This is a genomic window from Mesorhizobium sp. WSM4829, from assembly GCF_055811475.1.
The window spans coordinates 183,516-209,516 of record NZ_JBVVQJ010000001.1 but is presented as its reverse complement, the minus strand read 5'-3'; the positions used below and the strand labels follow the sequence as shown (position 1 = coordinate 209,516).

Sequence of the window (26,001 nt, the reverse complement as noted above, 5' to 3'; positions counted from 1 at the left end):
GCGGGTCAGTGCCCGGTGATGCGATCGGCCAGGGCGGCCAGCCGCGACGTGCGCGGCAGCCCCTTTGCTTCCCGCTCGTCGGCAATTCGATAGAGCTGATACATCGAATGGACGCCAAGCCAGCGCAGCGGCTCTGGCTCCCACTTGCGCACGGTTCGATTGACCCAGGGAAGCCGCGTCAACTCGGTGTCGTTGCCCAGCAGCAGATCGCGCAGAGTGCGCCCTGAGAGGTTCGCGGTGGAAACGCCGAGGCCGACATAACCGCCGGCCCAGCCTATTCCGGTGTGCCTGTCAAAGCCCACCGTCGTGCACCAGTCGCGCGGCACGCCCAGCGTTCCACACCACGCGTGGTCGAGCTTGAGCCCCTTGGTCTGCGGCAGAAGCGTCGTCAGGATTTTATGCAGCTTGTCGATCGTCGCCTGCTGGGTGACGCCTCGAACGTCGGTCTTCGAGCCGAACCGATAGGGCACCCCGCGCCCGCCCATGGCAATGCGTCCTTCCCGGGTGCGCTGGGCGTAGCAGTAAGTGTGCGCGGCGTCGCCGAGCACCTCGTAGCCATCCCAGCCGATTTCGCTCCACAGCTTGTCGGAAAGCGGCTCGGTGACCACGATGGCGCTGTTGAGCGCCAACCACAGTCTTTCGTGGCCGGCGATTCCCGCGGTAAAGCCCTCGGTCGCCCGCACGATCTTTTCGGCTCGCACCACGCCCCGGTTGGTTGCGACCGTGCCCTTCTCGATCGACAGCACGGTCGTCTGTTCGTAGATGGGGACGCCGAGCCGCTCCACTGCCCTGGCGAGCCCCTGCACCAGCTTTGCCGGCTGAATCCGCGCAACCTTCTTGATGACGAAGGCGCCGCGGGCGTTGTGCACCGCTATGCGCCGACGCATCTCGGCTGCATCGATATACCCGACGCGCTCGTCGGTCAGCGCCCAGGATCTGGCATGGGCATACATCGCCTTGGCGCGCTGCTCCTGCGCCTCGTTGGTTGCGACCAGCAGTTCGTCGGTGCGACGAATGTCGGCGTCGATGCCTTCAGCTTCCGCAACCGATATGACCTCGTTCACCGTGCCCGTCATTGCCGCCTGCATGGCGATGACTGCAGCGCGCGAGGTTGCCTCCTCATATTTTTCGCGCGACCAAGAGAACCCGCCGGACAGCCAGCCGCCATTGCGCCCCGAAGCACCGAAGCCGGCGAACTCCTTCTCGATGACGACAATATTGAGATGCGGGGCTGCCTGCTTCAGATAATAGGCGGTCCAAAGGCCGGTGTAGCCGGCCCCGACGATACAGACGTCGGCCACGATATCGCCCTGCAGCGGCGGCCGATAGCCGGGCACCCCGCCGATGTCGGCATACCAGAATGAAACGTCGCCGTTCTTCTTCACGTCCATTGTCGCGATTTCCCAGACAGGATTTTAGGTCAGCGTGAAATCGGCGTTTTCGTCGTCGGCCAGCAGCTTCACGTCGCTGCCCGCGAATACGAGGTCGACCTCGTCGCCGATGGCGAAGGTCTCGGCCTCCAGCGTCGAGCGCACGATCGCCTTCGAGGTGTCGGCCAGCACGACCTCGTATTTAGAGCCAGATCCGAGATAGATGGCCTCGCCGATGCGCCCGGGCAGGGTGTTTCGATCTTGTCCGCCCTTTCCCCGCCTGGCGAGGCTCAGCTTCTCCGGCCGCAGCAGCATCACCGGCTTGGCGCCGTCGGCAAGGCGTTGGGCGGCGGCCACGTTCCGTCCGGCTACGTCGATGGCGGTCTCGTTGCCGGAGGTGGAGGCTGCACCACGCAGTATCGTCGAGTCGCCGACGAACTTTCCGACGAACAACGTCTCGGGCTCGTCGTAGAGTTGGCGACCGGTGCCGATCTGCTCGATGCGTCCCTGGTTGAACACGGCGATGCGGTCCGAGAGGACCAGGGCCTCCTCCTGATCGTGTGTGACGTAGACGAAGGTGGTGCCCAATTCCCTGTGGATCCGTTTGATCTCGAGCTGCAGCCATTCACGCAGCTTCTTGTCGAGTGCGCCGAGCGGCTCGTCCATCAAGAGCAGCGGCGGGTCGAATACGATGGCACGCGCCAGCGCGACGCGCTGCTGCTGTCCGCCGGAGAGCTCGCTGGGGAAGCGGTGGCCGAAATCGGCCATCCTCACCATGTCCAGCGCCTTGCGCACCCGGGCCGCGCGATCGGGATTGGCGATGCCGCGCAGGGTCAGCGGATATGCGACGTTCCTGCTCACCGACATATGCGGGAACAGCGCGTAGTGCTGGAAGACGACGCCGATATTGCGTTTGTGCGCCGGTACGCCGATGACGCTTTTGCCGCCGACGTCAAGTGAACCCGAGCTGACTTCGGTGAAGCCGGCGATGACGTTGAGTGTGGTCGTCTTGCCCGAACCGCTGGGTCCGAGCAGCGTCATGAACTCCCCCGGCTCGATGCGCAGCGAGACCTTGTCGAGGGCGATGAAGCTGCCATAGTGTTTGCTGACGGATTTGAGATCTATGGCTGCGCCGCGGGTCGATGGTGAGGCCATGTCAACGTTTTCCCTGTCTCGAACCGATCAGCAGCCCCGCCCCGATCACTAGCGACGTCACGATGAAGAGCAGCGTGCCCACTGCCGCAACGGTGGGGTCGGCGTCCCGGGTGATGCTCGAGAATATCTGGACCGGCAGTGTCTTCAGATACGGGCTGGTGATGAACAGCGCGACGATGATCTCGTCGAATGAGGTCACGAACGCAAACAGCAGTCCCGACAGGATGCCCGGCGCGATCAGCGGCAAGGTCACCGTCCTGAACGCCGTCAGCCGGGTCGCGCCGAGGCTGGCCGCAGCAGTCTCAAGCCGTTTGTCGAAGACTTCCAGGCTGGCGGAGACGGCGATGATGACGAAAGGAACGGCGAGCATCGTGTGGGCCAGCACGAAGCCGGTCATGGTGCCGACCAACCGCGTATCGAGATAGACCGCGTAGATTCCGACGGCGAGCACCACCCCCGGCACGACCATTGGCGTGATCAGCAGCGCGCGCAGCACGCCGCTGACGCGACTTTTCATGCGATCGAGGCCGAATGCCGCCAGCGTGCCGATGACGGTGGCGAACAGCGCCGTGACGACGGCAACCTTGAGCGAGCCGACCAGGCTCGCCGACCATTCGGGGTTGGTGAAAAAGTTCTGGTACCACTGCCAGGAAAAGCCGGATGGCGGAAAGGCCAGCGACTTCTTGTCGTTGAACGACATCGGCACGACGACGATTGTCGGTGCGACCAGCCAGACCGCGACCAGCAGGCAGTACAGACCGAGCAGGATTCGACCGGGCTGTTTCATCAGCGTCTCGAGCCCGTCTTGTGCGGTTGACGCGACAGCGGCGCTGCGAGCGCGAGCAGGACGAAGGTCGCGATCAACAGCACCACACCCATCGCACCGCCACGGCCCCAGTTGAGCAGGCTGAGCACCTGGTTCTGAATCAGTGTCGAGAGCATGGTCGACCGCGGACCACCGAGCAGCGCCGGGGTGATGTAGAAGCCGAGTGCAAGAATGAACACGATGATGGCGCCCGCGTAGACGCCCGGAAGCGAGAGCGGCAGATAGACCTGAGCAAATGCGCGCGCCGGGCTCGCGCCGAGGCTCCGTGCCGCCTGCATGAGCCGCAGGTCGATCGTCTTCATCACCGAATAGAGCGGCAGGATCATGAACGGCAACAGCACCTGCGCCATGCCGATCACCACGCCTGTCTGCGTGCGGATCAGCTTGACCGGGCTGAGGCCGACTGCCCTGATGACGGAGTTGATCACGCCGGAATCCTGCAGCAGGATGACCCATGCCAGAGTGCGCACCACGCCGCTCACCCAGAACGGCACCAGCACGCACAGGATGAGGATGAGCCGCATCCTGGGTCCGACCGCGGTCATCACATAGGCATAGGGATAGCCGGCGATGAGACATACCAGCGTCACCCAGGCGGAGATCGCGAAGGTCCGCTGAAGCACCGTCAGATTGACCGGTGTGCCGAAGAACCAGGCATAGTTCTGCCATCCCCATTGCGGCTCGGAAAAGCTGCGCAAGGTGACGATGGCGAGCGGCAGGCCCAGGCAGATGACGAGCAGCAGCAGCGCCGGCGCGACGAGCCAGAAAGCCTGTCCACGAAACCAGCGCCGCCGGCCGTCTGCTGTGACAGCCGGAACAGTGTCCCGGCTGTCGATTGCTCTCGTTGCCACGGCGGCGGACCTAATTGCCGGCCATCAACCCGTTCCACTTTTCGTTCGCCACCTCGAAGTTCTCCACCCAGAACTTGATGTTCTGCTGATAGCCAAGCTTCAGCTTGTCCGGCGTGTTGGTCATGAACGCCGCGGTGATCTCGTCCACTTCGGGCTTCGCGTCCTTGTGGATCGGGGTATACGAGGTGGTTTTTGCAAGCGTCTCCTGCGCGCTCTTGCCGAGGTAGGCGTTGATCAGCGCATGCGCCGCGTCGGGGTCCTTGATGCCCATCGGAATGGTCATCTGGTCCATCACCACCAGCCAGTCCTGCCACGCCGGCGTGTACTTCGCGCCGTTCTTCACCGCGGTCATGGCACGTCCAGTCCACATCGCGATCATGTCGGCTTCGCCGGATTCGGCGAGCTGCTGGGAATCGGCGCCGGTCTTCCAGAAGATCGTGTCCGGGCCGAGCGATTTCACCTTCTCGATAGCCTTGTCGATATCGGCAACCGTCATGTTTTCGACCGACCCGCCGGCGGCGAGCAGCGCCTGCTCGATCATGCCGCCGGACAGATCGCCGCTGCCGTCCAGGGCGCGCGAGCCCGGGAATTTCTCGATGTCGAAGAAATCCTTCCAGCTCTTGGGCGGGTTATCCTTGTACTTTTCGGTGTTGTACATCAGCACCACGCCATAGTTCATGGCCGGCACGCTGCATTCGCTGATCTGGCCCTCCGGAATGTTGGACGTATCGATCTTTGAGAAGTCCAGCTTCTGGAACAGCTTGCCGCAATAGACGTAGGGCGGGAAATCGCCGGTATCGACAACGTCCCAGGTGACATTGCCGGACTCAACCTGCGCCTGCAATTTCGAGATCTCGGTTGGCCCGTCGCTGAGCAGCGTCACGCCTGATTTGTCGACGAACTCTTTCAGCGCGGCGATCTGACCGTCCTGATAAATGCCCCCATACGAGACGAAGGTGAGCGTCTTGCCCTTCAGCGAGCCCTCTGCTACCTCGCCCGCCACCGGCTTGCTCTGCGCAAGCGCTGCTGTGGTGATCATCAGCAGCCCGAGCGCGGCCACCTGTCCGATCTTGGTCTTCATGTCTAATCTCCCATTTATGTGCACCCGCATTGGTTCGGTCCGTCCGGCTGCGAGCCTTGTCCGGGCGTGTATCGATTGAGTTCCGCCGCGCCACTGGTCGGGGGCGCGATGATCCAGAGCACCTGCGCCGGCGTCTTGCCGATATTCTCTGTACGATGCGGCGTCGAGGTGGCGTATTCGATGCTGTCGCCTTCGTTCATGACGAAGCGCTCGTCTGCCAGCGTCAGCTCGACTGTTCCCTTCAGGACGACGAACATCTCGTGCTTGCCGCCATGCGTGTAAGCTTCGTCGCCGGTCGAGCCGCCGACGTCGAACTCCCCCGAATAAACCTCGAATTCATGGATCGGCCGCCGCGACAGCAACGTCTTTCGGCAACCGTGGCTGATCGGCAGCAGGGGGCGGTCGGCTCTGGTAAGCACCTTGTGGAACCCGCCTTCAGTCTGCTCGAACAGGTCGTTGATGCCGAGATCCAGGGCTGCCGCGATCCGCATCAGGGTGCTGGCACTGGCGCCGCTCAGATTTCGCTCGAGCTGGCTGATGAAGCTCGCCGTCGTGCCGACCATGTCAGCCAGCTGGCGAAGCGAAATGCGTCGGGCCGTGCGAATGGCCTTGATCCGGCCGCCGACATGCTTGGCCTTGCCGGCTTCCGTCGCCGCCAGCGCGGCTACCTCCGGGAATGTCGCAGGGTCGACTTTCACCGAGTGCCTCCTTCACTTAACACCTTATTAAGTGGAATGTCGAAGCGCAAGCCGTTTGTCGAGGCACGGTCCTGGCCCGTCGGCGCGGCTGCGTACGCGGGCGCTGCTCATTTCATGGGCGAGGCGAAAAAACGGCTCGTGGCGGTCGCGGCCATCGCATCGGCGAGACCCATCCCCCATTGCGTGCGGCAATAGGCGCGGAAATCGAAGCAGGGCAGGCCCGGGCAGACCTCGAACTCGATGAGGTGGATGCTATCGTCGGCTTCGATCCGGAAATCGACGGAAAACACATCCCGCAGGCCAAGCCCGGCGATCAGGCTTTGCGCGATCCGTCGGATCCTTGCATCGGCTCGCGGCTGGCTGGCGGCAACCGGCAGCAGCCCCGGCTCGGCATATGTTCCCGCCGCCCTGGCAGCCTCGCCGGTGTCGCCGTAGAGCGCCAGGCTGTCTTCCATTGTCTGGAAATCACTTCCCGACTCGACAAAGACGATGCCGAGCGCTTCGACGCCGGTGTCCGGCTTCAGACCGAGAAAACTGGCGCGCGCATTGCGCCCGGTGACGTAGGGCTGCACGACGACATCGTCGCGATAGGCAGCGAAGACGCGCCGGCTAAGCTCAAGCGCGTGGCCGAGATCTCTGCTGCGCGAATCCGGCCAGATGCCAATCTTGGCGCCGAGCCGGCTCGGCTTGACGAACCAGCCGGCTGGCGAAGCCGGTGGCTCGACCAGCCAGCGTCCGTCGCGTGCCAAACCGGATTGCGGCACCGGCAGGCCGAGTGCGCCGAGCACGGCGCCGGAGCGGAACTTGTCCTGGCAGAGCGCAAACAGCGCATCATCGGCGCCGAGCAGCTTCAGGCCGTTCAGCCTTGCCAGCGCCGGCGCCGCACCGCCACGGAAATAGGCGATGCCGTCGGTCAGCGTCCACACCAGCGTCGTCTTCGGATCCTCACCGGCAAGCAGATTTGCGGCATCGTCGAGCGCCACCGGCGCGAAGGACAGGCCGCGCGTCTGGCAGGCTGCGGCCAGCGCGTCGAACTCAGGGGCGATGTCGGTCGATTGCGCCAGATAGGAGGCGATTTCGGCGGCGCGCCCCGGCACGTGGCCATCGGCAACCAGCCGCTCGAAGCAGGCGTTTTCCGGCTCGTAGACTAGGATCAGCTTCGGCCTGCGGCTTGACATGGCATCAACGATTCCTGGCGATGAACGGGCCTGGCAGCGCGACTGCCTACCATCGCATGGCGGATGTATCAGGCTTTCCCGAAATCGACGTCAGCCTAGCCAATCAGCACGCGCGGCTCGAAGCGGCCGTTGACCGGAATGTCGAGCAGAAACGTCATGCCGGCTTGCGGATCCAGCAGGCGCTGTTTCTCATTCTTGCCCGACCAGGCGGAGGTGACCGCCAGCCGGTCGGCATTCCTGCCGACAAAGGCCGGGCAGGACGGCTGCGTCACCGGCATCGCGACCGAACGGATGAGCTTGCCGTCAGGCCCGTAGGCTTCAACGACGCTGCCGCCCCAGCAGGCGTTCCACAGGACACCGTCGCGATCGAGCACCGAACCGTCGATATAGCCTTTGGCCTTGCGGTGATCGACGAAGATTTTTGGCTCGCCAGCCGGCAGGCCGGTCGCCGGATCGCAGCCGACGCGCATCAACAGGCCGGTGCTGGTATCGGTGTAATGGGCAACGGTTCCATCTTCGGAAAAACAGATCGAGTTCGACACCGTGATGTCTGAATAGAGCCGGCGCAATTCACCCCTGAAGAACCAGTAGATCGAGCCAGCGGCCTTTGCCTCGCCCTTGCCCATCGTGCCGACCCAAAAGGCGCCGCAGGGATGGACGCGCGAATCGTTCGAGCGCGTCGCCGGATTGTCGGCCTCGATGGCCGTATGCAGCGTCATTTTGCCGGTCGCCACGTCGCGGACATGCAGGCCGGTTTCGGTGGCGATCAACTGTCTTTTGTCGTCGACGACGGCGATCGCGCTGGCCATTTGGCCAAGCTCGTGGATTTTGACGGCACCGCCGGACAGGGGCTTTTCCAGAAGCTGGCCGTTGACGATGTCGAACCAGTAGAGCGTTTCGGTGGCGGGGTCATAGCTCGGGCCTTCGCCGAGTTGACAGACATCGTCGGAAAAAACCGAAATGATGGCTTCGCTCATGGCGCTGCTCCAAACGCTGCGTCCCAGGCCGCGACTGCGGCCTGCGCCCGCGTTGCCACCTCGTCGACGCTCATACCAGGCTTGAACAGGCTGGAGCCGAGGCCGAAGACGCTGACACCGGCCGCCTTGTAGCCGGCAAAGTCCTTCTCCGACACGCCGCCGACCGCGCCGACCAGCGTCTCAGCCGGCAAAACGGCGCGCATCGCCGCGATCCCGGCCGCGCCGAGCACGCTGGCCGGGAAGAATTTCAGCGCCGAAGCGCCGAGCCCGATGGCATGGTAGGCTTCGGTCGGCGTGAATACGCCCGGCATCGTCACCATGCCGTAATTCCTGGCGCGACCCATGACCTCGGCATCGATGTTGGGGCTGACCAGCAGCCGCCCGCCGGCCTTGTTCAGTCCGTCGACATCGGCTGCGGTCAACACAGTCCCGGCGCCGACCAATGCCGTCGCCGGCAGCGCCTCCACGATCTTTGCGATGGAGACGAACGGGTCCGGCGAATTGAGCGGCACTTCGATCGCTTCGATGCCGGCCTCGAAGATCGCCCGGCCGACGGCCACCGCCTCGTCCGGCTTGATGCCGCGCAGGATGGCGACAAGCCCGCGCTCGAGCTTCGGAAACGATGCGGTCTCGGTCATGCGGCAACTCCGCTTCCAGCAATCATGCCATTTTTGCGCGCCGCCTCGATCAGGCCGGCACGCACCGCCTCGTCGGCATCGACGGCTCTCACCGCAAGCCCGGCAAGGCCGAGCGCCTCAGTGTAGAGCGCGCCGAGCGCGCCGGAAGCGACCAGAACGATCGACGCCGCGCCTTTTCGATAGCGGCGGCTGGCCGAGGCGATCTCGCCGCCGATCAGCAGGCCGGACAGGCAAGCAGCGGCATCGTCGGCCTTCAGGTCCTGCAAAAGGCCCGCAGCGCGGATCGAGAACAGCCTCGATGTGACATCGCCGCCCTCGGAAAGCGCGATCTCGCACCAGCGCTGGAAAAACGGATTGCCTGGTGCAACCGGCTTGGGCTGCTCGCCCAGCGAATGGCGCAGGATCGAATGCGCCGCCAGCACCGAAAACAACTCGCCGGTCGGCCAGGTGCCAAAACCGGCAACGGCGCCGTCCTCGACCAGCACCCATTTGGAGTGGGTGCCGGGCATGCAGACGAGATGGCGGCTTGTTGCCGGCAAACCGGCGCCAGCAAGCTGCGTTTCCTCGCCGCGCATGACATCGGGCGCGTCGGCCTGGCGCTGGGCAAGGCCCGGCACGATGCGGATGTCGCGGCGCTGGCCCGGAACGCGCGCAGCACCGGCAAGGATGGCGCCGATCGGCGCCGGCACGCTGACATAGGGCGCCTCCAGCCAGCCCTGGCGCGAGCCGGCCATGCCGCAGATGATCACGGGCATCGTTTTCGGCGCGCCCATCGCCGCCAGATGTCCTTCGAGGATGGTCGAAAACCCGGCCGCCTGCGCGGTGATCAGCCCGTCGTCGCCGCGACGCTCGGCGAGGACATTTCCGGCCTCATCGACCAGCCAGACCCTGAGACGGGTGGTGCCCCAGTCGACGGCGGCCACAGAAGGCACGTTGCTCGCTGAATTCACAGGAAGCCCCCGTCGACGATCAGCATCTGTGCGGTCAGCATGCGCGAAGCGTCCGACGCCAGGAACAGCACCGTGCCGACGACGTCTTCCGGCTGCATCACCTGCTTGATGCATTGCTTGGCCACGTGGGCGGCGAGCGCCTGTTCGGTGACCCAGAGCTGTTTCTGCCGCTCGGTGATCACCCAGCCGGGTGCGATCGCATTGACGCGAATGCCGTCGGCGCCGAGCTTGCCGGCAAGCCCCTTGGTCAGGCCGACGATCCCCGCCTTGGCGGCGGTATAGGCCGGCATGTCGGGGTGGTTGATCAGGAACGACGTCGACGTGAAGTTGATGATCGAGCCGCCGCCGGCGCGCTTCATGCCCGGCGCCACCGCCTGTGCGGAGAAGAAATGCGGACGCAGGTTGACCGCCTGGTTGTTGTCCCAGAACTCCACGGTGACGTCTTCCACCGCGTGGCGATCGTCAAGTGCTGCATTGTTGACCAGCACGGTGACGTCGCCATGCGCCTCTGCCGCCCTGGCGGCCGAAGCCCGCAGCGCCTCGACGTCGCGTATGTCGGTCTTGAGATAGAGGGGGCGGCGGCCGAGATCCTTTTCGATGCGATCGGCCAGCGCCAGGCTCGGGCCGTCGGCGATGTCGATGAAGGCGACCTTTGCCCCCTGGCGGGCAAAACCCTCGGTCAGCGCCGCGCCAATTCCGGAGCCGCCGCCGGTAATCAGCACCGAAGCGCCCTCAAGGTCGGCAAAGCGCGCCGATGGCATCATTTTTTTCTCCCTGCGCATGACCCCGAAAATCGGTTTCGATTTTCGGAAACGATCATGCGCAAAATCAAAGTGCTACAGCGTCGTTTGCGCATCCAAAAGGACGCGCGGCGCCGTAGGCTCGGTCGGCGCGCATCCTAGCCAGACCGGTCGGGGGAGCAAGGAGAAAACGCAAATTCGCGGGCTTATGTCTGACAAGTCGCTCGTCAGATCGCCTTGAGCGCAAGGTGCCACGGAGCGAATTTCTGGGATAGCCGAGCGTGGCATCGAAACCAACCGGCCCGCCGAACAGGAATCGTTGCTGCCGGCGCAACCGAACTGGGCAAGGCGCTCCGCCTGCGCCTCACCTACGCCCAGCAGGCAATCCTCAAAATGTCGCGATTGGCAGATGACCGGGGAGGTTGTAAGGGCAAGCAGCCCATCCGATCCGCCGGAGATCCGCCATGCCTCTGAAAATCGCTGTCCAGATGGACCACATCTCCACCGTCTCGATTGCCGGCGACACGTCGTTTGCGCTGTCGCTGGAAGCGCAGCGACGCGGCCACCAGTTGTTCCATTATACGCCCGACCGGCTGTCGCTGCGCGACGGCAAGGTGTTTGCCGGCGTCGAGGAAATGCAGGTCCTCGACGAGAAGGGCAATCACTATTCGCTCGGCGAGAAAGTGCGCACCGACCTGTCGGAGATGGACGTCATCCTGCTCAGGCAGGATCCGCCGTTCGACATGAACTACATCACCACGACGCACATACTCGAGCGCATCCATCCCAGGACGCTGGTGGTCAACGACCCGGCCTGGGTGCGCAATAGCCCGGAAAAGATCTTCGTCACCGAGTTTCCCGACCTGATGCCGGAAACGCTGATCACCAAGGACAGCCAAGAGGTTGCCGCCTTCCGCAAGGAGTTCGGCGACATCATCGTCAAGCCGCTCTACGGCAATGGCGGCGCCGGCATCTTCCACCTGCACGAGGCCGATCGCAACCTCGCCTCGCTGCTCGAAATGTTCGGCCAGATGTTCCGCGAGCCCTACATCGTTCAGCGTTATCTGAAGGAGGTGCGCGCCGGCGACAAGCGCATCATCCTGATCGACGGTGAACCGGTCGGCGCCATCAACCGGGTGCCGGCCGAGCATGATTCCCGCTCCAACATGCATGTCGGCGGCCGCGCCGAAAAAACCGAACTAACGGAGCGCGAACGCGAGATCTGCGCCCGCATCGGCCCGTCGCTGAAAGAGCGCGGCTTCATCCTCGTCGGCATTGACGTGATCGGCGACTACATGACGGAGATCAACGTGACGTCGCCGACCGGCGTGCGCGAGGTAAAACGCTTCGGCGGCGCCGATATCGCCAGCCTGTTCTGGGATGCGGTCGAGGACAAGCGCAAGTAGCGCCGATGCTTGGCGGAACAGCCGTTTTCCGATCCGTAGCCGATGCGGCGCCATCCAGGCACCACGTTCGATTGTTCCCGTAATGTTCTTGCCTTTGCCCAAAATCTGTGGTTGTCTCAGATGACGCCGTTCGCGGCATGATCGCATGGGCTTCGGGCGGGCCCATGTCCGAGGGAGAAAAGATGGTTGCGCGGGTCCGTACGGTCGCTTTCCAGGGCATCGAGGCCGTGCCGGTCGACGTGCAGGTGATGATCGCGCCCGGCAAGGTCAACATGCACATCGTCGGCCTCGGCGACAAGGCGGTGGCCGAAAGCCGGGAGCGGGTGCAGGCGGCGCTGCACGCATCGGGCCTGTCGATGCCGTCGAAGAAGGTCACCGTCAATCTGGCGCCTGCCGACCTGCCCAAGGAAGGCAGCCATTACGATTTGCCGATCGCGCTTGGCCTGATGGCGGCGCTTGGCGCCATTCCAGGCGACATGCTGGCCGGCTACGTCGTGCTTGGCGAACTGTCGCTCGACGGCACCATCGCCGCGGTGGCCGGCGCGCTTCCGGCGGCGATCGGCGCCAATGCCGAAGGCAAGGGCCTGATCTGCCCTTTCGCCTGCGGCCCGGAAGCGGCGTGGGCCGGCAAGGATTTCGACATTCTGGCGCCGCGCAGCCTGATCGCCATCGCCAATCATTTTCGCGGCACGCAAGTGCTGTCGCGGCCGGAGGCCGGCATCCATGCCTCGGCGCGCGACCTGCCGGATCTTGCCGACATCAAGGGCCAGGAGACCGCCAAGCGGGCACTCGAAGTGGCGGCGGCCGGCGGCCATAACATGTTGATGATCGGTCCGCCAGGATCGGGAAAATCGATGCTGGCGCAGCGGCTGCCGTCGATCCTGCCGCCGCTGGCGCCGAGGGAATTGCTCGAAGTCTCGATGATCGCCTCGGTGGCCGGCGAGCTTGGTGAAGGCAAGCTGACCGACCGGCGGCCGTTCCGCGCGCCGCACCATTCGGCCTCGATGGCGGCGCTCGTCGGCGGCGGCCTGCGCGTGCGGCCGGGCGAGGCCTCGCTGGCCCACCACGGCGTGCTGTTCCTCGACGAGTTTCCCGAATTCTCGCCGCAGGCGCTCGACGCGCTGCGCCAGCCGCTGGAGACCGGCGACTGCATGATCGCCCGCGCCAATCATCGCGTCACCTATCCGGCGCGCATCCAGCTGGTCGCGGCGATGAACCCGTGCCGCTGCGGCATGGCCGGCGAGCCGGGCTATCGCTGCCTGCGCGGCGACCGCTGCCGCACCGACTACCAGGCGCGCATATCAGGCCCGCTGCTCGACCGCATCGATCTCCGGATCGAGGTGCCGGCGGTCTCGGCCAGCGATCTGATCCGGCCGGACCGGGCGGAGAAAAGTGCCGAAGTGGCGCTGCGCGTGGCCCGCGCGCGGACAACCCAGCGCGAACGTTTCGAGCGGCTCGGCGCGACCTCCGTCACCACCAACGCGCACTGCTCCCCCTCTGTCATCGAAGAGATCGCGATGCCGGATGCATCAGGCCTGTCGCTGCTCAGGGATGCCAGTGAAAAGCTCGGCTTTTCGGCGCGGGCCTATCACCGGGTGCTGAAGGTGGCGCGGACATTGGCCGATCTCGAGGCCAGCGAGACTGTCGGCCGCATCCATCTGGCCGAGGCGATTTCGTACCGCATGAGTTCGGAGCGAATGGCGCAGGCGGCGTGACGTTCCCCTCCCCCTTGAGGGTCCCTTGAGGGAGGGTGAGCGGCCCGGCCCGCCGCGGCAGCTACTTAACCGGGATCATGAGATGTGCGTAGGGAGTGCCCGCCCACATCACATATGGCCTGGACGTGTCAGGTTTGGGGTCAGCCGGATAGCCCTGCATCATATCCATTGCGTTGACGATCATCACGTGCGGTCCGGTCTCCACCCAATTGTTGCCTTCCTCGGGCTTCGTCGCATAAGGATCGGTGTTGCTGCCGTCGGTGCCGCCGGCCAGCATATACATGAAGCCGACCTTGCCCTTGGGCGGTTCCTTTTTTCCAATCCACGCCATTGCCCATTCCATCGCGTTGGCATCGCCACACATTGGATCCGGGCCAGGTGTGGCCGGGTTGTCCGGCATGCACCAGAAGCCGTTTGTGCCCTCGCGCAGTGTGCGCATTGCACCCTTCTCATCCATAGCGTGGATCGCAGCGCCGCTTGCTACAGCGGGGGGTGCGGCGGATTCAGCGCTCTTGATCATCGCAGCGTCATCCGCGGCTGCGCCTTGCATCGCAACCAAACTGCCCGCCGCCACAAGGGCAGCGACCGTCAGAAGCCGTTTCATGGCCGTTCTCCGGTTTTGAGTTGATCTTGTGCATGATGTCGGACGCACGGCCTCCCAGAGCCGTTTGTCGGTAGTTAAATCGTAGCAGATCGTGTGCGCCGGGACAACGACGTTTTAGTAATTGCTAATATCTGTCGGGTTATACTAAAATTCTGTACGCGCTATCGAGGGGCCTTCCTTCGCCTTCAGCTCGAGCCGCCGCGCGTGCAGCACCGGCTCGGTGTAGCCGTTGGGCTGGACCCGGCCCTTGAAAACCAGGTCGCAGGCGGCCAGGAAGGCAATCGACTTGTCGAAGTCAGGGGCCATCGGCCGGTAGAGCGGATCGCCTGCGTTCTGGCGGTCGACGACGCCGGCCATGCGCTTCATCGTCTCCATCACCTGGTCTGAGGTGCACACGCCGTGATGCAGCCAGTTGGCGATGTGCTGCGAGGAGATGCGCAGCGTCGCGCGGTCCTCCATCAGGCCTATGTCATTGATGTCAGGCACTTTCGAGCAGCCGACGCCCTGGTCGATCCAACGAACGACATAGCCCAGAATGCCTTGCGCGTTGTTGTCGAGTTCGTTCTGGACCTCCTCCGGCGACCAGTTCGGCCGCACCTCTACCGGCACCGACAAGATGTCGTCGAGCTTTGCCTTGGGGCGGCTCTTCAGCGCCGCCTGCACAGCGTCGACGTCGACCTTGTGGTAGTGGGTGGCGTGCAGCGTCGCCGCTGTCGGCGACGGCACCCAGGCGGTGTTGGCGCCGGCCCTGGGATGGGCGATCTTTTCCGCCAGCATCGCCGCCATCAGATCGGGCATCGCCCACATGCCCTTGCCGATCTGGGCGCGGCCGGCCAGCCCGCATTCCAGCCCGGTGTCGACGTTCCAGGCTTCGTAGGCGGCAATCCAGACGGCCTGCTTCATGTCGCCCTTGCGGATCATCGGGCCGGCTTCCATCGAGGTGTGGATCTCGTCGCCGGTGCGGTCGAGGAAACCGGTGTTGATGAAGACAACGCGATCTTTGGCGGCGCGGATCGCCTCCTTGAGGTTGACGGTGGTGCGCCGTTCCTCGTCCATAATGCCCATCTTGATGGTGTTTTTCGCCATGCCGAGCAGCGCCTCGACACGGTCGAATATCTCGACGGCGAAGGCGACTTCTTCCGGCCCGTGCATCTTGGGCTTTACGACATACATCGAGCCCGCGCGGGAATTGGCGCGTCGTCCGTTCGGGCCGACATCGTGCAGCGCGATCAGCGCCGTCATCGCCGCATCCATGATGCCTTCCGGCACTTCGTTGCCGTCGCGATCTGTAATCGCCGGATTGGTCATGAGGTGGCCGACGTTGCGGATCAGCATCAGCGAGCGGCCGGGCAGGGACAGCGCGCCACCATCAGGCGCGGTGTACGACCGGTCGGGATTGAGTTTACGCGTAAACGTGCTGCCGGCCTTGGTGATCTCCTCGGCAAGGTCGCCCTTCATCAGGCCGAGCCAGTTGCGGTAGACCAAAACCTTGTCCTGCGCATCGACCGCCGCTACCGAATCCTCGCAGTCCTGAATGGTGGTCAGCGCCGATTCCAGCACGACGTCGGCAATGCCTGCCGGATCGGTCTTGCCGATCTGGTTGCTGCGGTCGATCACAATCTCGATATGCAGGCCATTGCGGGTGAGCAGGACGGCTTCGGGATTATCGGCGTCGCCGCGATAGCCGGCAAACTGCTTGGGATCGGCGAGCGTGGTGGCGCCGGCGCCCTCGCCCAGCCGCAGCATGCCGTTGGCCACGGAAAGCCCGTTCACCCCTGCCCATTTGCCGGTCGTCAGCGGGACCGAATCGTCGAGAAAACCCTTCGCCCAGGCAATGACCCTGGCGCCGCGCTCGGGATTGAACCTGGCACCCTTCTCGGCGCCGTCGGTCTCTGGAATAGCGTCGGTGCCGTAGAGCGCATCATAGAGCGAGCCCCAGCGCGCATTGGCGGCATTCAGCGCGTAACGCGCGTTCATCACCGGCACCACCAATTGCGGCCCGGCAACCACCGAGATCTCGGGGTCGACATTGTCCGTTGCGACGGAGAAGGCCGGCCCTTCCGGCACGACATAGCCGATTTCCCTCAGGAAATCCTTGTAGGCTACCATGTCGCCGGGCGCGGCATTGTCGCGATACCAGTGGTCGATCTGGCCTTGCAGCGCGTCGCGCTTTGCGAGCAGAGCCCGGTTCTTCGGCGCCAATTCATCCACGATGGCGGAGAAGCCGGTCCAGAAGGCGTCGGCTGCAATGCCGGTGCCCCGCAGCGCCTCGTTCACGACGAAATCATAAAGCTCGCGGGCAATCCGCAATCCGGCGATTTCGACGCGATCGGTCATCGGGGCTTCTCCAGACGAAAGGCTTTGGCCGGGCCTTTGACATGTCAGGGTGGCAGGGTCAATTCAGCTTAGGGTGAAGGTAGGGCAATTCGCTTCCATTTCGAATGCCGCCTCACCCTTGCGTTGACGCCGGCTGGTGCGGCTCCCCTTCTCCCACAAGGCGCCCTACACCGCGATCCTTGGCCTGCCCGACGCCACCGCCACAACATGCGCCTCGATGAACATGCGCTGGCCCTCGACGGTCGAGACGCGGAATTCGCTGGCGATCTCGATTTCGGCGCTGTCGGTGCCGGCGTCCCTGGCCCGCCCGGCGGCAATGGCGCGGACATCGGTTTCCGCTGCCGCGATCGCCGCCGCCTCGTCATTGAAGTCGCGCACGCTTTCGCCCGAGGCGACGCGAAACAGCCCTTCCTGGGGCTGGCTGACGCGCGCCTCCGCCGAAACCCTGACCTGGCCGACGACGGCGCCGAGCGCATTGGCGACATCGGTATCTTCGGGCACCACGCAGTCATGGCCGACCAGCGGTGGCAGCCCGGCATAATGCAGCGGCGCCGAGGCGCCGAGGCCGATGACCGGGCGGTCGAGCGCGACGCTCAGCCGTGCGATGCCGGGATGCGCGTCGACGGCGCGCTGCACCAGCGCGTGCGCCACGGTCGCCGCGCCATCCAGCCCGTCCTCGGCAAAGGCGGTTTCGAGGATGACTTCCGCCGACAGCCGGGTCAGCGTGGTCAGCACCCGTTCCGAGATCGCCTCCGGTGAGGCGGCGATCGCCTGTCCGCGGCCGTCGCGCTTGCGGGCGAACAGCTCGGCACCGAGCCGAGCCGTGGCGGCATCCCAGTTGGCCTGCTTGCCCAGCACATGGGAGGCGTCCGACGGCGTAAAGCCGGCGATATGCACCAGCCCGCGCGACACCAACCGGTTCAAGGTGGCGTTCTGGGCATTTGATGTCAAAAGCCGGTCGACGGCGAGCGGCGTCGCGCCGATCAGTTCATAAAGCTTGGCCTCGGCGCCGGTCAGGCCGGCAGCCAGCCGCTCCGGCACGCCAGTCCTGACCGCCAGCCGGCCATCCATGCGGCTGGGGTTGGCCGCGCGGATTTGGCGTTCCAGTTCGACGGTCACCGCTTCGCCATGCATCATGCCGGCCAGCGCCAGCGGCACCAGGCGGCGCGGCCCGAGCAGGATTCTTGGGTTGAGCGCGCCATCCTCCAGCGTCACTTCGGAATCGCCGCCGAGTCCAAAGGTGCGCATGGCGACCGCCTCGACCATGGTGCGGAAGCCGCCGACAGTGGCGCCTTCCGGGTCAAGCCTGGGACGGCCCTGGTCGAGCACGGCAACGTCGGTGGTGGTGCCGCCGATGTCGGAGACGACTGCATTGTCGAGGCCGGTCATGTGGCGAGCGCCGACAAGGCTGGCGGCCGGGCCTGAAAGAATCGTCTCGATCGGCCGCTGGCGGGCGAAGGCGGCCGAAACCAGCGCGCCGTCGCCGCGCACCACCATCAGCGGGGCGGCGATACCGCGCGCGGCAAGAAAGCCCTCGGTCGCCGCCACCAGCCGGTCGATCATCGAGATCAGCCTGGCGTTGAGCAGCGTCGTCAGCGCCCGGCGTGGGCCGCCGAGCTTGGCCGAAAGCTCGTGACTGGCGGTGACCGGCAGGCCGGTCTTTTCGCGAATGAGGTCGCGAGCGGCAAGCTCGTGCGCCGGGTTGCGGGTGGCGAAATAGGCGCAGACGGCAAAGCCGGACACCGAGGCGCCGAGTTCCGGCAGCGCAGCCTCCAGCCCGGACAGATCGAGTTTTGCCGCATTGCCGTGGACATCGTGGCCGCCGGGGCAGAACACGACAGGGTCGGTGCCGAGTGCGGCCTTCAGCCCGTCGCGGGCAAGGTCGCCCTCGGAAAAGCCGATCATCACCAGCGCGACGCGGCCGCCCTGGCCCTCGACTAGCGCGTTGGTGGCAAGCGTCGTCGACATCGACACCAGTTTTATGGCTGCCGGATCGGTGGCGGCTTTTTGCAGCACCGCATCGACCGCGCCCGAAATGCCGACCGCCAGATCGTGGCGGGTGGTCAGCGCCTTGGCCTTGGCCAGAACCTTTCCGTTAGCGCCACCGGCTTCCGACCACAGCACGGCATCGGTATAGGTGCCGCCGGTGTCGATGCCGAGGAACAGGGGGGAGTATTTGGCGGTCATTGGCGGATCCGGAATTTTGCTCCCCGCCCTTAGCCGATACGCGCCGGCGGATAAAGCCGAGAGCGCTGGGCCAATGGCGCCTAGTCTCCCCCCTTGAGGGGGAGATGTCGCCGAAGGCGACAGAGGGGGTCGCCTCGCGTGGAGCACCAATCTCTTACAGGCGAAAGAAGGAGTCGGCGCTTGATGCGCAGCAACCCCCTCTGGCCTGCCGGCCATCTCCCCCTCGAGGGGGGAGATTCCAGCGTTACCCCCTCAATCGCCCATCTTCAGCGCCTGGATAAACGCCTCCTGCGGGATATCCACCTTGCCGAACTGGCGCATCCGCTTCTTGCCCTCTTTCTGCTTGTCGAGCAGCTTGCGCTTGCGCGAGACGTCGCCGCCGTAGCATTTGGCAGTGACATCCTTGCGCAGCGCCGAGATGGTTTCGCGGGCGATGACCTTGCCGCCGATTGCCGCCTGGATCGGGATCTTGAACAGATGGTTCGGGATCAGTTCCTTCAGCTTTTCGCACATCTGGCGGCCGCGCTTTTCTGCCGCCGTGCGGTGGACCAGCATCGACAGCGCGTCGACCGGCTCCTCATTGACCAGGATCGACATCTTGACCAGGTCGCCTTCCTTGTAATCGGTAAGGTGATAGTCGAAGGAGGCGTAGCCCTTGGAGATCGACTTCAGCCGGTCGTAAAAGTCGAAGACGACCTCATTGAGCGGCAGGTCATAGGTCAGCATGGCGCGCTTGCCGACATAGGACAAGTCGGCCTGGATGCCGCGCCGGTCCTGGCAGAGTTTTAGGATGCCGCCGAGATACTCGTCAGGGGTGAGGATGGTGGCGCGGATCCACGGCTCCTCGATGGCCTGGATTTTGACCACGTCGGGCATGTCGGCCGGGTTGTGCAATTCCTTCGTCGTGCCGTCGTTCAACAGCAGCCGGTAGACAACCGAGGGCGCGGTAGCGATGAGGTCGAGGTTGAACTCGCGCTCCAGCCGCTCCTGGATGATTTCCAGGTGCAGCAGGCCAAGGAAGCCGCAGCGATAGCCAAAGCCGAGTGCGGCGCTGGTTTCCATTTCAAACGAGAAGGACGCGTCGTTGAGGCGCAGCTTGCCGACCGCGGCGCGCAGATCCTCGAAATCGGCGGCGTCGACCGGGAACAGGCCGCAGAACACCACCGGCTGCGCCGGCTTGAAGCCGGGCAGGGCCTGTGCCGTCTGGCGCTTGTCCTCGGTGATGGTGTCGCCGACGCGGGTGTCGGCGACTTCCTTGATCGAGCCGGTGAAGAAGCCGAACTCGCCGGGGCCGAGTTCGTCTACATTGATGCGGGCCGGCGTGAAGACGCCGGTGCGCTCGACCAGGTACTTGGCGCCGGTGCCCATCATGCGAATGGTCTGGCCCTTCTTCAGCACGCCGTCGATGATGCGGACCAGCACGATGACGCCGAGATAGGCGTCGTACCAGCTGTCGACCAGCATCGCCTTGAGCGGGGCAGCAATGTCGCCCTCGCGCGGCGGCGGCAAATCGTTGACGATCGCCTCCAGCACATCGGGAATCCCGAGGCCGGTCTTGGCCGAGATCAGCACGGCGTTGGAGGCATCGATGCCGATCACCTCCTCGACCTGCTCGCGGATGCGCTCGGGCTCGGCGGCCGGCAGGTCGACCTTGTTCAGCACCACGACGATCTCGTGGTTGTTGTCGATGGCCTGATAGACATTGGCCAATGTCTGCGCCTCGACGCCTTGCGAGGCATCGACGACCAGCAGCGAGCCCTCGCAGGCGGCCAGCGACCGCGACACTTCATAGGCGAAGTCGACATGGCCGGGCGTGTCGATCAGATTGAGGATATAATCCTCGCCATTGCTGGCGTGGTATTTCAGCCGCACGGTCTGCGCCTTGATGGTAATGCCGCGCTCGCGCTCGATATCCATCGAGTCCAGCACCTGCTCTTTCATGTCGCGCAGCTCCAGCCCGCCGGTCAGCTGGATCAGCCGGTCGGCAAGCGTGGATTTGCCATGGTCGATATGGGCGACGATGGAGAAATTGCGGATGTTCTTGATCGGCGTGGTCATGTCGGGCGCTTTAGCAGGGGCAGCTTGCCCGGGCAAGCGGCCGGGCGCCGCATGAGCCGCCGGCGATCGCAGCGTCGTTAAACTTTGCTCCATCAGATTAAGGCATAATTCGCGGCCTGCGTGACAGGACACGACCTGTTACCGTTTTGGGGAACACGAAATGCCACTGTCCGGAAGCCATTTTCTCAGTTCCGAGAGCGGCTCCTTAGCGCCGATACTCGCCATCATAATTATCCCGATGTGTGCCGCTCTGGGCCTCTCGGTCGACTATAACGCGGCCGTTGCGACCAAGGGCTCGATGCAGAATGCGCTCGATGCCGCGACCCTGGCGATCACCACGCTGCCGACCAGCACGTCATTGGCGGACCGTCAGGTGAAACTGCAGGAGTCGTTTGCGGCCAATAGCGGGCAAGGCACCGCCAAGCTCGACGGCTTCGTCGTCGCCGCCGACGGCACCGCCAGCATCAATGCTTCGGCCAGCTTTGCCATGCCGACGAACTTCATGCAGATCGCCCGCGTCGACACCGTGCAGATCGGCGTCGCATCGGCGGTGCGCAAAAGGCCGGCGCTGGTGCAGACCACGTTCAAGGTCCAAAAGGTGTCGGGCCATTGGAACAAGACGGTGTCGCTCTACGGCACGAAATTCACCGAGACGGCGGTCAACCCGTTGATGAAGATCACCTATGTCTACAACAACTTTGGTGATCCGAAAGGCTACGGCACGTCGACGGTCTATACGGTCAATGGAGCGACGGAGACGAAGGTCCAGGAACAAAAATGCACGACCAAGACGGTGCAGAATTTCAATAACCTGCCAACCGGGGCGATCACCCAGGTTAGCGGCAACAAGAAATACCTGACCACCTGCACCAACACCATGTATCCCGCGAACGGCGCCGGCGCGGTGATCGATGTCAGCCTTATGGACTCACTGTTTCTGCAGATGGATGTGCCGGATGCCGCAAGAGCAAACCCGCCCAAGCCACCCGTGCTCAAATCCAACGATTCGGCGACATCGAACCGGCTGTACATCGACGGCGTCGAGGTCGCGAACGGCGAGAAGGTGGACATCTTCACCGCGGTGCCGTGCGGCCAATCCAGCCAGCAGGCCTGGGAGGACGGCGGAAATCCCGTGCCGGCTCCGGTGTCCAATGCCGACTTCTTCTACACCGTGACCGGCAAGTGCGACTTCAATCAACGGCCTTCGCAAACAGTGCTTACGCAGTAGGGGCAGGCGACCGAGCTGCCAATCTCCCCCCTTGTGGGGGAGATGGCCGGCAGGCCAGAGGGGGGCGCTGTCCCGCGGCCTTGCCAAGATTGAAAATCGCGCCGCCGTGATCCACCCCTGTTGCCAGGAGATTCGACCGCCTCTCCGGTTATCGATGCATCAACCTGGCGTTATGAAGTGTCCCGACGCCACTTGCACGCAAGGCCTACTGTCGCGCTCTACGTCGCCCCCCTCTGTCCTGCCGGACATCTCCCCCACAAGGAGGGAGATTGTATGTCGCACCCGCTTTCGCCAATCTCCAGCGTCGCAAAAACGATGACCCTTCCGATCACGAAGCGGTGATGGCTGTAACGAACCGCTCTGCGGCGGCGAAGTGTGGACATGACCGGCGCTCGAAGCCCGTCGCAGCGGAGGACAGCCGATGACTGGATCAAAAGCAAAACGCAGCAGGAGCGCGACGCGCGCAGGCGCGGCGGCGCTGTTTTCGGCGACGATACTTTTTGCAACGGGGCTTTCGGTAACGGGGGCGGCCGCCGGCCAGCCGCTCACCGTGGTCGAGCTGTTCACCAGCCAGGGCTGCTCGTCCTGTCCGCCGGCCAACGCCAATCTGGTCAAGCTCAAGGACCAGCCCGGCGTGCTGGCGCTCTCCTTCAACGTCACCTACTGGGACTATCTCGGCTGGAAGGACACTTTCGGCAGAGAGGAATTCACCCAGCGCCAGGTCCGCTACGAGCCGTCGCTCGGCCGTTCGGGTCCTTTCACGCCGCAAGTGGTGGTCAATGGCAACGCCGATGCGGTCGGCGCCCGGCCCGGCGAGATCGAGCAGCTGATTTCGAGCAGCGGCCGCGCGAAAGGACCCTCGCTGTCGCTCGACGGCGGCAAGATCGCCATCGGCGCCGGCCCGGTGCCGGGCGGCAAGGCCGATATCTGGCTGGTGCGCTACCGGCAAGGCGTCATCGAAGTGCCGGTGGCGCGCGGCGAAAACTCCGGACGCACGCTGCCGCACGCCAATGTCGTGCATTCCCTCTCCAGGCTTGGCGCCTGGACCGGCGATGCCCTCGCGCTGCCGCTGCCGGCGGCCGCGAGCGGGCTCAGCACCGCGGTGCTGGTGCAAGTGCCAGCTGGCGGACAGATCCTGGCCGCCGCGACAAACTAGACTCTCGAGATTTGCGTAACGCCGCACGAGCGGCGCCGCACATGCCGGCCGCATCAGCGCGCCACCAACCCCAGAGGAGACCACCATGATCAACTTCACCCGCCTGACGCTGCCGGCGCTCGCCCTAGCGACGCTTTGCTCGACGGTGCTTTTTGCCGGCGGCATCGCCCGTGCCGAAGATGCGATGAAGCCCGCTGACCCGATGGCCACGGATGCCATGAAGCCCGCCGATGCGATGGCCACCGACGCGATGAAGCCGGCCGACCCGATGGCCGCCGAAAAGATGAAGGAATGCACGGACAAGGCAGCCATGGAGACCGACGCGATGAAGAAGGATGAGGCAACAAAGGCCTGCGACGCGATGGGCATGGCCAAGTAGGTCCCGCCTCGGCAGTCCCTGGCCCTGGCCGTTTCCTGTCCAGGTCTGGGACGGGCCCTTGCGGCCCGCTGGGGCACCCTGCGCCGGCGCCGTGTTCCAAATACGCACGGCCCAACACGCACGGCAATGTGAGACGCCGGCGGGCCAATATGTTCTATAGTCACAACACCATCATGGGAGATCAGACATGACTGGCATTGGAGAACCCGCCGCGAAACGGTCGAAGAAATTCGCCTGGGGCGCGCTTGCGGTGCTGATGCTCGCGGCGGCCGGCGCCGCCTTGTGGCAGACGCCGGCGATCGCGGCCGAGGCGGCGGTGGTTATCCCGCCACCGGCGATGGACGAAAAACCCGCCGCCGGCACCGCCAGGGCGATCTTCGCCGGCGGCTGCTTCTGGGGCGTGCAAGGCGTGTTCCAGCACGTCAAGGGCGTGACCAGCGCCGTCTCCGGCTATGCCGGCGGCGACAAGGACACCGCCGTCTACGAGACGGTCGGCACCGGCCGGACCGGGCATGCCGAGGCCGTCGAGATCATCTACGAGCCGTCCAAAGTCAGTTACGGCCAGCTGCTGCAGGTGTATTTCTCGGTCGCGCACAACCCGACGCAGCTGAACTACCAGGGTCCGGACCGCGGCCCGCAATACCGTTCGACGATCTTTGCCGAAAGCGACGCGCAGAAGAAGATCGCCGAGAGCTATATCGCCCAGCTCGACAAGGCCAAGGTGTTTCCGGAGCCGATCGTGACCACGCTGGAGACGGGGAAAAAATTCTATCCGGCCGAGGACTACCACCAGGACTTTTTGACGCTGAACCCGACCTATCCCTACATCGTCTACAACGACCTGCCCAAGGTCGAGAATTTGAAGACGCTATTCCCAGACCTCTACAGCGACAAGCCGGTGCTGGTGCTGGCCGGCAACAAGAGCTGATCTTTTGCCAGTATGTACTTGGTGCGTCCTAATGGACGCATGTCGGCGTCAGGTGTGGTGAGGTACAGGTCAGGCCGCGCCGAAAATGGTGGATTCCGAGAACCGGAACGGAGCGCACTTTCGGGTACGCGAGTACCGCCGGGTGCAGGCCGGCTGAATATCAACAAAGCTTATTGCACGCCCAGAAACTGCCGGAGCTCCGGCGTCCTGGGATTGGAAAAAACGTCCTCGGGGGCGCCGATCTCGTGGACACGGCCCTGATGCATGAAAACGACGCGCGAGCAGACGTCGCGGGCAAAGCGCATCTCGTGGGTGACCATCACCAGCGTCATGCCTTCCGCCGCCAATTCCTTGACGACGGCCAGCACCTCGGCGACGAGCTCGGGATCGAGCGCCGAGGTGATCTCGTCGCATAGCAGCGCGATGGGCTGCATGGCGAGCGCCCGGGCGATCGCCACGCGCTGCTGCTGGCCGCCGGACAATTCGTCCGGCAGCGCATCGAACTTGTGGGCGAGGCCGACGCGGTCGAGCATTTTTCGCGCGACCGCTTCGGCGTCCTTCTTCGGCGTCTTCTTAACCACCATCTGCGACAGCATGACATTGCCGCCGGCGGTGAGATGCGGGAACAGGTTGAATTGCTGAAAAATCATGCCGACCTTCAGGCGCAGCGCCTTGAGATGCACCTCGTCGGGCAGGAACTGGGCGCCGGCGACGACGATCGAGCCTTCATCGATGGTCTCCAGCCCGTTGATGCAGCGCAGCAGCGTCGACTTGCCCGAACCGCTCTTGCCGATGATGGCGACGACCTCGCCCGGCGCGACGTCGATGGAAATCCCCTTCAGCACCTCGTTGTCGCCGAAGCCCTTCTTCACCTCAGTGATTGCGATGAGCGACATTGAGCTTCCTTTCCAGGAGCTGGCTGGATTTCGACAGCGGCCAGCACAAAGCAAAATAGATGAGCGCGACCAGGCCATAGACGGTGAACGGCTGGAATGTCGCGTTGGTGACGATCGAACCGGCCTTCGACAGTTCGACGAAGCCGATGATCGAGGTGAGCGCGGTGCCCTTCACCACCTGCACCGAGAAGCCGACGGTCGGCGGCACCGCCACTTTCAGTGCCTGCGGCAGGATGACGTAGCGCATCTGCTGGAGATAACCCATGCCGAGGCTGGCTGACGCCTCCCATTGGCCCTTGGCAATGCTCTCGACGCAGCCACGCCAGATTTCGGCGAGGAAGGCTGCGGTCCACAGGATGAGCGCGACACAGGCGGCAAGCCACGCGGGAACGTCGATGCCAAACAGGCCAAGCCCGAAGAAAGCCAGAAAGAGCTGCATCAGCAGCGGCGTGCCCTGAAACAGCTGGATGTAGCCGCGTGACAGAAACTGCACCCCACGCCGGCCGCCGATGCGCAAGAAAAGCAGGGCCGCGCCGACGATGCCGCCACCGATGAAGGAGACCAGCGAGAGGACAACGGTCCAGCGGGCGGCCAGAAGCAGGTTGCGCAGGATGTCCCAGAAGCTGAACTCGGTCATGGCGCC

Annotated in this window: 23 protein-coding genes; 6 read left to right on the top strand and 17 right to left on the bottom strand. The window is 64.4% G+C overall.

Annotation, left to right across the window (positions count from 1 at the left end):
- Window positions 1-5 precede the first annotated feature (5 nt).
- The 11 genes from AC0L17_RS00865 to AC0L17_RS00815 all read right to left on the bottom strand — a co-directional run bounded on the left by AC0L17_RS00865 (window position 6) and on the right by AC0L17_RS00815 (window position 10,488).
- Window positions 6-1,391 (bottom strand): NAD(P)/FAD-dependent oxidoreductase, encoded by a 1,386-nt coding sequence (locus AC0L17_RS00865; protein ID WP_473514406.1) that lies wholly within the window; start codon window positions 1,389-1,391, stop codon window positions 6-8.
- Window positions 1,392-1,415: 24 nt separating this feature from the next.
- The gene (locus AC0L17_RS00860; protein ID WP_473514405.1) at window positions 1,416-2,525 is read right to left on the bottom strand and encodes an ABC transporter ATP-binding protein; all 1,110 of its coding nucleotides are present in this window, start codon (window positions 2,523-2,525) and stop codon (window positions 1,416-1,418) included.
- A gap of 1 nt (window position 2,526) precedes the next feature.
- Window positions 2,527-3,312, bottom strand: a complete 786-nt coding sequence (locus tag AC0L17_RS00855; RefSeq protein WP_027154694.1) for an ABC transporter permease — start codon at window positions 3,310-3,312, stop codon at window positions 2,527-2,529.
- Window positions 3,312-4,202: an ABC transporter permease gene (locus AC0L17_RS00850; RefSeq protein ID WP_473514404.1), complete on the bottom strand. Its 891-nt coding sequence runs from the start codon at window positions 4,200-4,202 to the stop codon at window positions 3,312-3,314. Before AC0L17_RS00850 ends, AC0L17_RS00855 begins: the two co-directional genes overlap by 1 nt.
- A 10-nt stretch (window positions 4,203-4,212) precedes the next feature.
- The gene (locus AC0L17_RS00845) at window positions 4,213-5,283 is read right to left on the bottom strand and encodes an extracellular solute-binding protein (RefSeq protein ID WP_473514403.1); all 1,071 of its coding nucleotides are present in this window, start codon (window positions 5,281-5,283) and stop codon (window positions 4,213-4,215) included.
- Window positions 5,284-5,297: 14 nt separating this feature from the next.
- The gene (locus AC0L17_RS00840) at window positions 5,298-5,981 is read right to left on the bottom strand and encodes a helix-turn-helix domain-containing protein (protein ID WP_473514402.1); all 684 of its coding nucleotides are present in this window, start codon (window positions 5,979-5,981) and stop codon (window positions 5,298-5,300) included.
- A 107-nt stretch (window positions 5,982-6,088) separates the two neighbouring features.
- A complete protein-coding gene (locus tag AC0L17_RS00835) occupies window positions 6,089-7,159 on the bottom strand; it encodes a D-alanine--D-alanine ligase family protein (protein WP_473514401.1) in 1,071 nt (356 codons plus the stop codon).
- Window positions 7,160-7,254: 95 nt separating this feature from the next.
- Window positions 7,255-8,136 carry an SMP-30/gluconolactonase/LRE family protein gene (locus AC0L17_RS00830; protein WP_473514400.1) on the bottom strand — a complete coding sequence of 294 codons (882 nt, stop codon included), beginning with the start codon at window positions 8,134-8,136 and terminating at the stop codon, window positions 7,255-7,257.
- On the bottom strand, window positions 8,133-8,774 hold the full coding sequence (locus AC0L17_RS00825) for a 2-dehydro-3-deoxy-6-phosphogalactonate aldolase (RefSeq protein ID WP_473514399.1): 642 nt from the start codon (window positions 8,772-8,774) through the stop codon (window positions 8,133-8,135). The genes AC0L17_RS00830 and AC0L17_RS00825 overlap by 4 nt, the downstream gene beginning before the upstream one ends.
- Window positions 8,771-9,724, bottom strand: coding sequence for a 2-dehydro-3-deoxygalactonokinase (locus AC0L17_RS00820; RefSeq protein WP_473514398.1), 954 nt, complete (start codon window positions 9,722-9,724; stop codon window positions 8,771-8,773). Before AC0L17_RS00820 ends, AC0L17_RS00825 begins: the two co-directional genes overlap by 4 nt.
- Window positions 9,721-10,488, bottom strand: coding sequence for an SDR family NAD(P)-dependent oxidoreductase (locus AC0L17_RS00815; RefSeq protein ID WP_287213896.1), 768 nt, complete (start codon window positions 10,486-10,488; stop codon window positions 9,721-9,723). Before AC0L17_RS00815 ends, AC0L17_RS00820 begins: the two co-directional genes overlap by 4 nt.
- A 440-nt stretch (window positions 10,489-10,928) precedes the next feature.
- Between AC0L17_RS00815 and gshB the strand changes: the two genes are divergently transcribed.
- Together gshB and AC0L17_RS00805 are read left to right on the top strand one after the other, a co-directional pair.
- Complete coding sequence (gene gshB, locus AC0L17_RS00810; RefSeq protein ID WP_473514397.1) at window positions 10,929-11,870, top strand: glutathione synthase; 942 nt, start codon at window positions 10,929-10,931, stop codon at window positions 11,868-11,870.
- Window positions 11,871-12,052: 182 nt separating this feature from the next.
- Window positions 12,053-13,585 (top strand): YifB family Mg chelatase-like AAA ATPase, encoded by a 1,533-nt coding sequence (locus tag AC0L17_RS00805; RefSeq protein ID WP_473514396.1) that lies wholly within the window; start codon window positions 12,053-12,055, stop codon window positions 13,583-13,585.
- Between the two features lie 61 nt (window positions 13,586-13,646).
- On the opposite strand, the gene AC0L17_RS00800 is transcribed toward AC0L17_RS00805, so the two are convergent.
- The 4 genes from AC0L17_RS00800 to lepA all read right to left on the bottom strand — a co-directional run bounded on the left by AC0L17_RS00800 (window position 13,647) and on the right by lepA (window position 20,771).
- Window positions 13,647-14,189 carry a hypothetical protein gene (locus AC0L17_RS00800; protein WP_128169342.1) on the bottom strand — a complete coding sequence of 181 codons (543 nt, stop codon included), beginning with the start codon at window positions 14,187-14,189 and terminating at the stop codon, window positions 13,647-13,649.
- A 144-nt stretch (window positions 14,190-14,333) separates the two neighbouring features.
- Window positions 14,334-16,526, bottom strand: coding sequence for a malate synthase G (locus AC0L17_RS00795; protein WP_473514395.1), 2,193 nt, complete (start codon window positions 16,524-16,526; stop codon window positions 14,334-14,336).
- Between the two features lie 165 nt (window positions 16,527-16,691).
- The gene (locus AC0L17_RS00790) at window positions 16,692-18,713 is read right to left on the bottom strand and encodes a hydantoinase/oxoprolinase N-terminal domain-containing protein (protein WP_473514394.1); all 2,022 of its coding nucleotides are present in this window, start codon (window positions 18,711-18,713) and stop codon (window positions 16,692-16,694) included.
- A gap of 252 nt (window positions 18,714-18,965) precedes the next feature.
- The gene (gene lepA / locus AC0L17_RS00785; RefSeq protein WP_473514393.1) at window positions 18,966-20,771 is read right to left on the bottom strand and encodes a translation elongation factor 4; all 1,806 of its coding nucleotides are present in this window, start codon (window positions 20,769-20,771) and stop codon (window positions 18,966-18,968) included.
- A gap of 160 nt (window positions 20,772-20,931) precedes the next feature.
- Here lepA and AC0L17_RS00780 point away from each other — a divergent pair, with 160 nt between their 5' ends.
- The 4 genes from AC0L17_RS00780 (at window position 20,932) to msrA (ending at window position 24,462) form a co-directional block, all read left to right on the top strand.
- Window positions 20,932-21,999 carry a TadE/TadG family type IV pilus assembly protein gene (locus tag AC0L17_RS00780; RefSeq protein ID WP_473514392.1) on the top strand — a complete coding sequence of 356 codons (1,068 nt, stop codon included), beginning with the start codon at window positions 20,932-20,934 and terminating at the stop codon, window positions 21,997-21,999.
- A 421-nt stretch (window positions 22,000-22,420) separates the two neighbouring features.
- The gene (locus AC0L17_RS00775) at window positions 22,421-23,155 is read left to right on the top strand and encodes a DUF1223 domain-containing protein (protein ID WP_473493610.1); all 735 of its coding nucleotides are present in this window, start codon (window positions 22,421-22,423) and stop codon (window positions 23,153-23,155) included.
- 85 nt (window positions 23,156-23,240) lie between these two features.
- On the top strand, window positions 23,241-23,534 hold the full coding sequence (locus tag AC0L17_RS00770; protein ID WP_473514391.1) for a hypothetical protein: 294 nt from the start codon (window positions 23,241-23,243) through the stop codon (window positions 23,532-23,534).
- A gap of 187 nt (window positions 23,535-23,721) precedes the next feature.
- Entirely contained in the window at window positions 23,722-24,462 is a 741-nt protein-coding gene (msrA, locus tag AC0L17_RS00765) for a peptide-methionine (S)-S-oxide reductase MsrA (RefSeq protein ID WP_473514390.1), read from the top strand.
- 170 nt (window positions 24,463-24,632) lie between these two features.
- On the opposite strand, the gene AC0L17_RS00760 is transcribed toward msrA, so the two are convergent.
- Together AC0L17_RS00760 and AC0L17_RS00755 are read right to left on the bottom strand one after the other, a co-directional pair.
- On the bottom strand, window positions 24,633-25,358 hold the full coding sequence (locus AC0L17_RS00760; RefSeq protein ID WP_473514389.1) for an amino acid ABC transporter ATP-binding protein: 726 nt from the start codon (window positions 25,356-25,358) through the stop codon (window positions 24,633-24,635).
- Entirely contained in the window at window positions 25,336-25,995 is a 660-nt protein-coding gene (locus AC0L17_RS00755) for an amino acid ABC transporter permease (protein WP_473514388.1), read from the bottom strand. Before AC0L17_RS00755 ends, AC0L17_RS00760 begins: the two co-directional genes overlap by 23 nt.
- Between the last annotated feature and the right edge of the window lie 6 nt (window positions 25,996-26,001).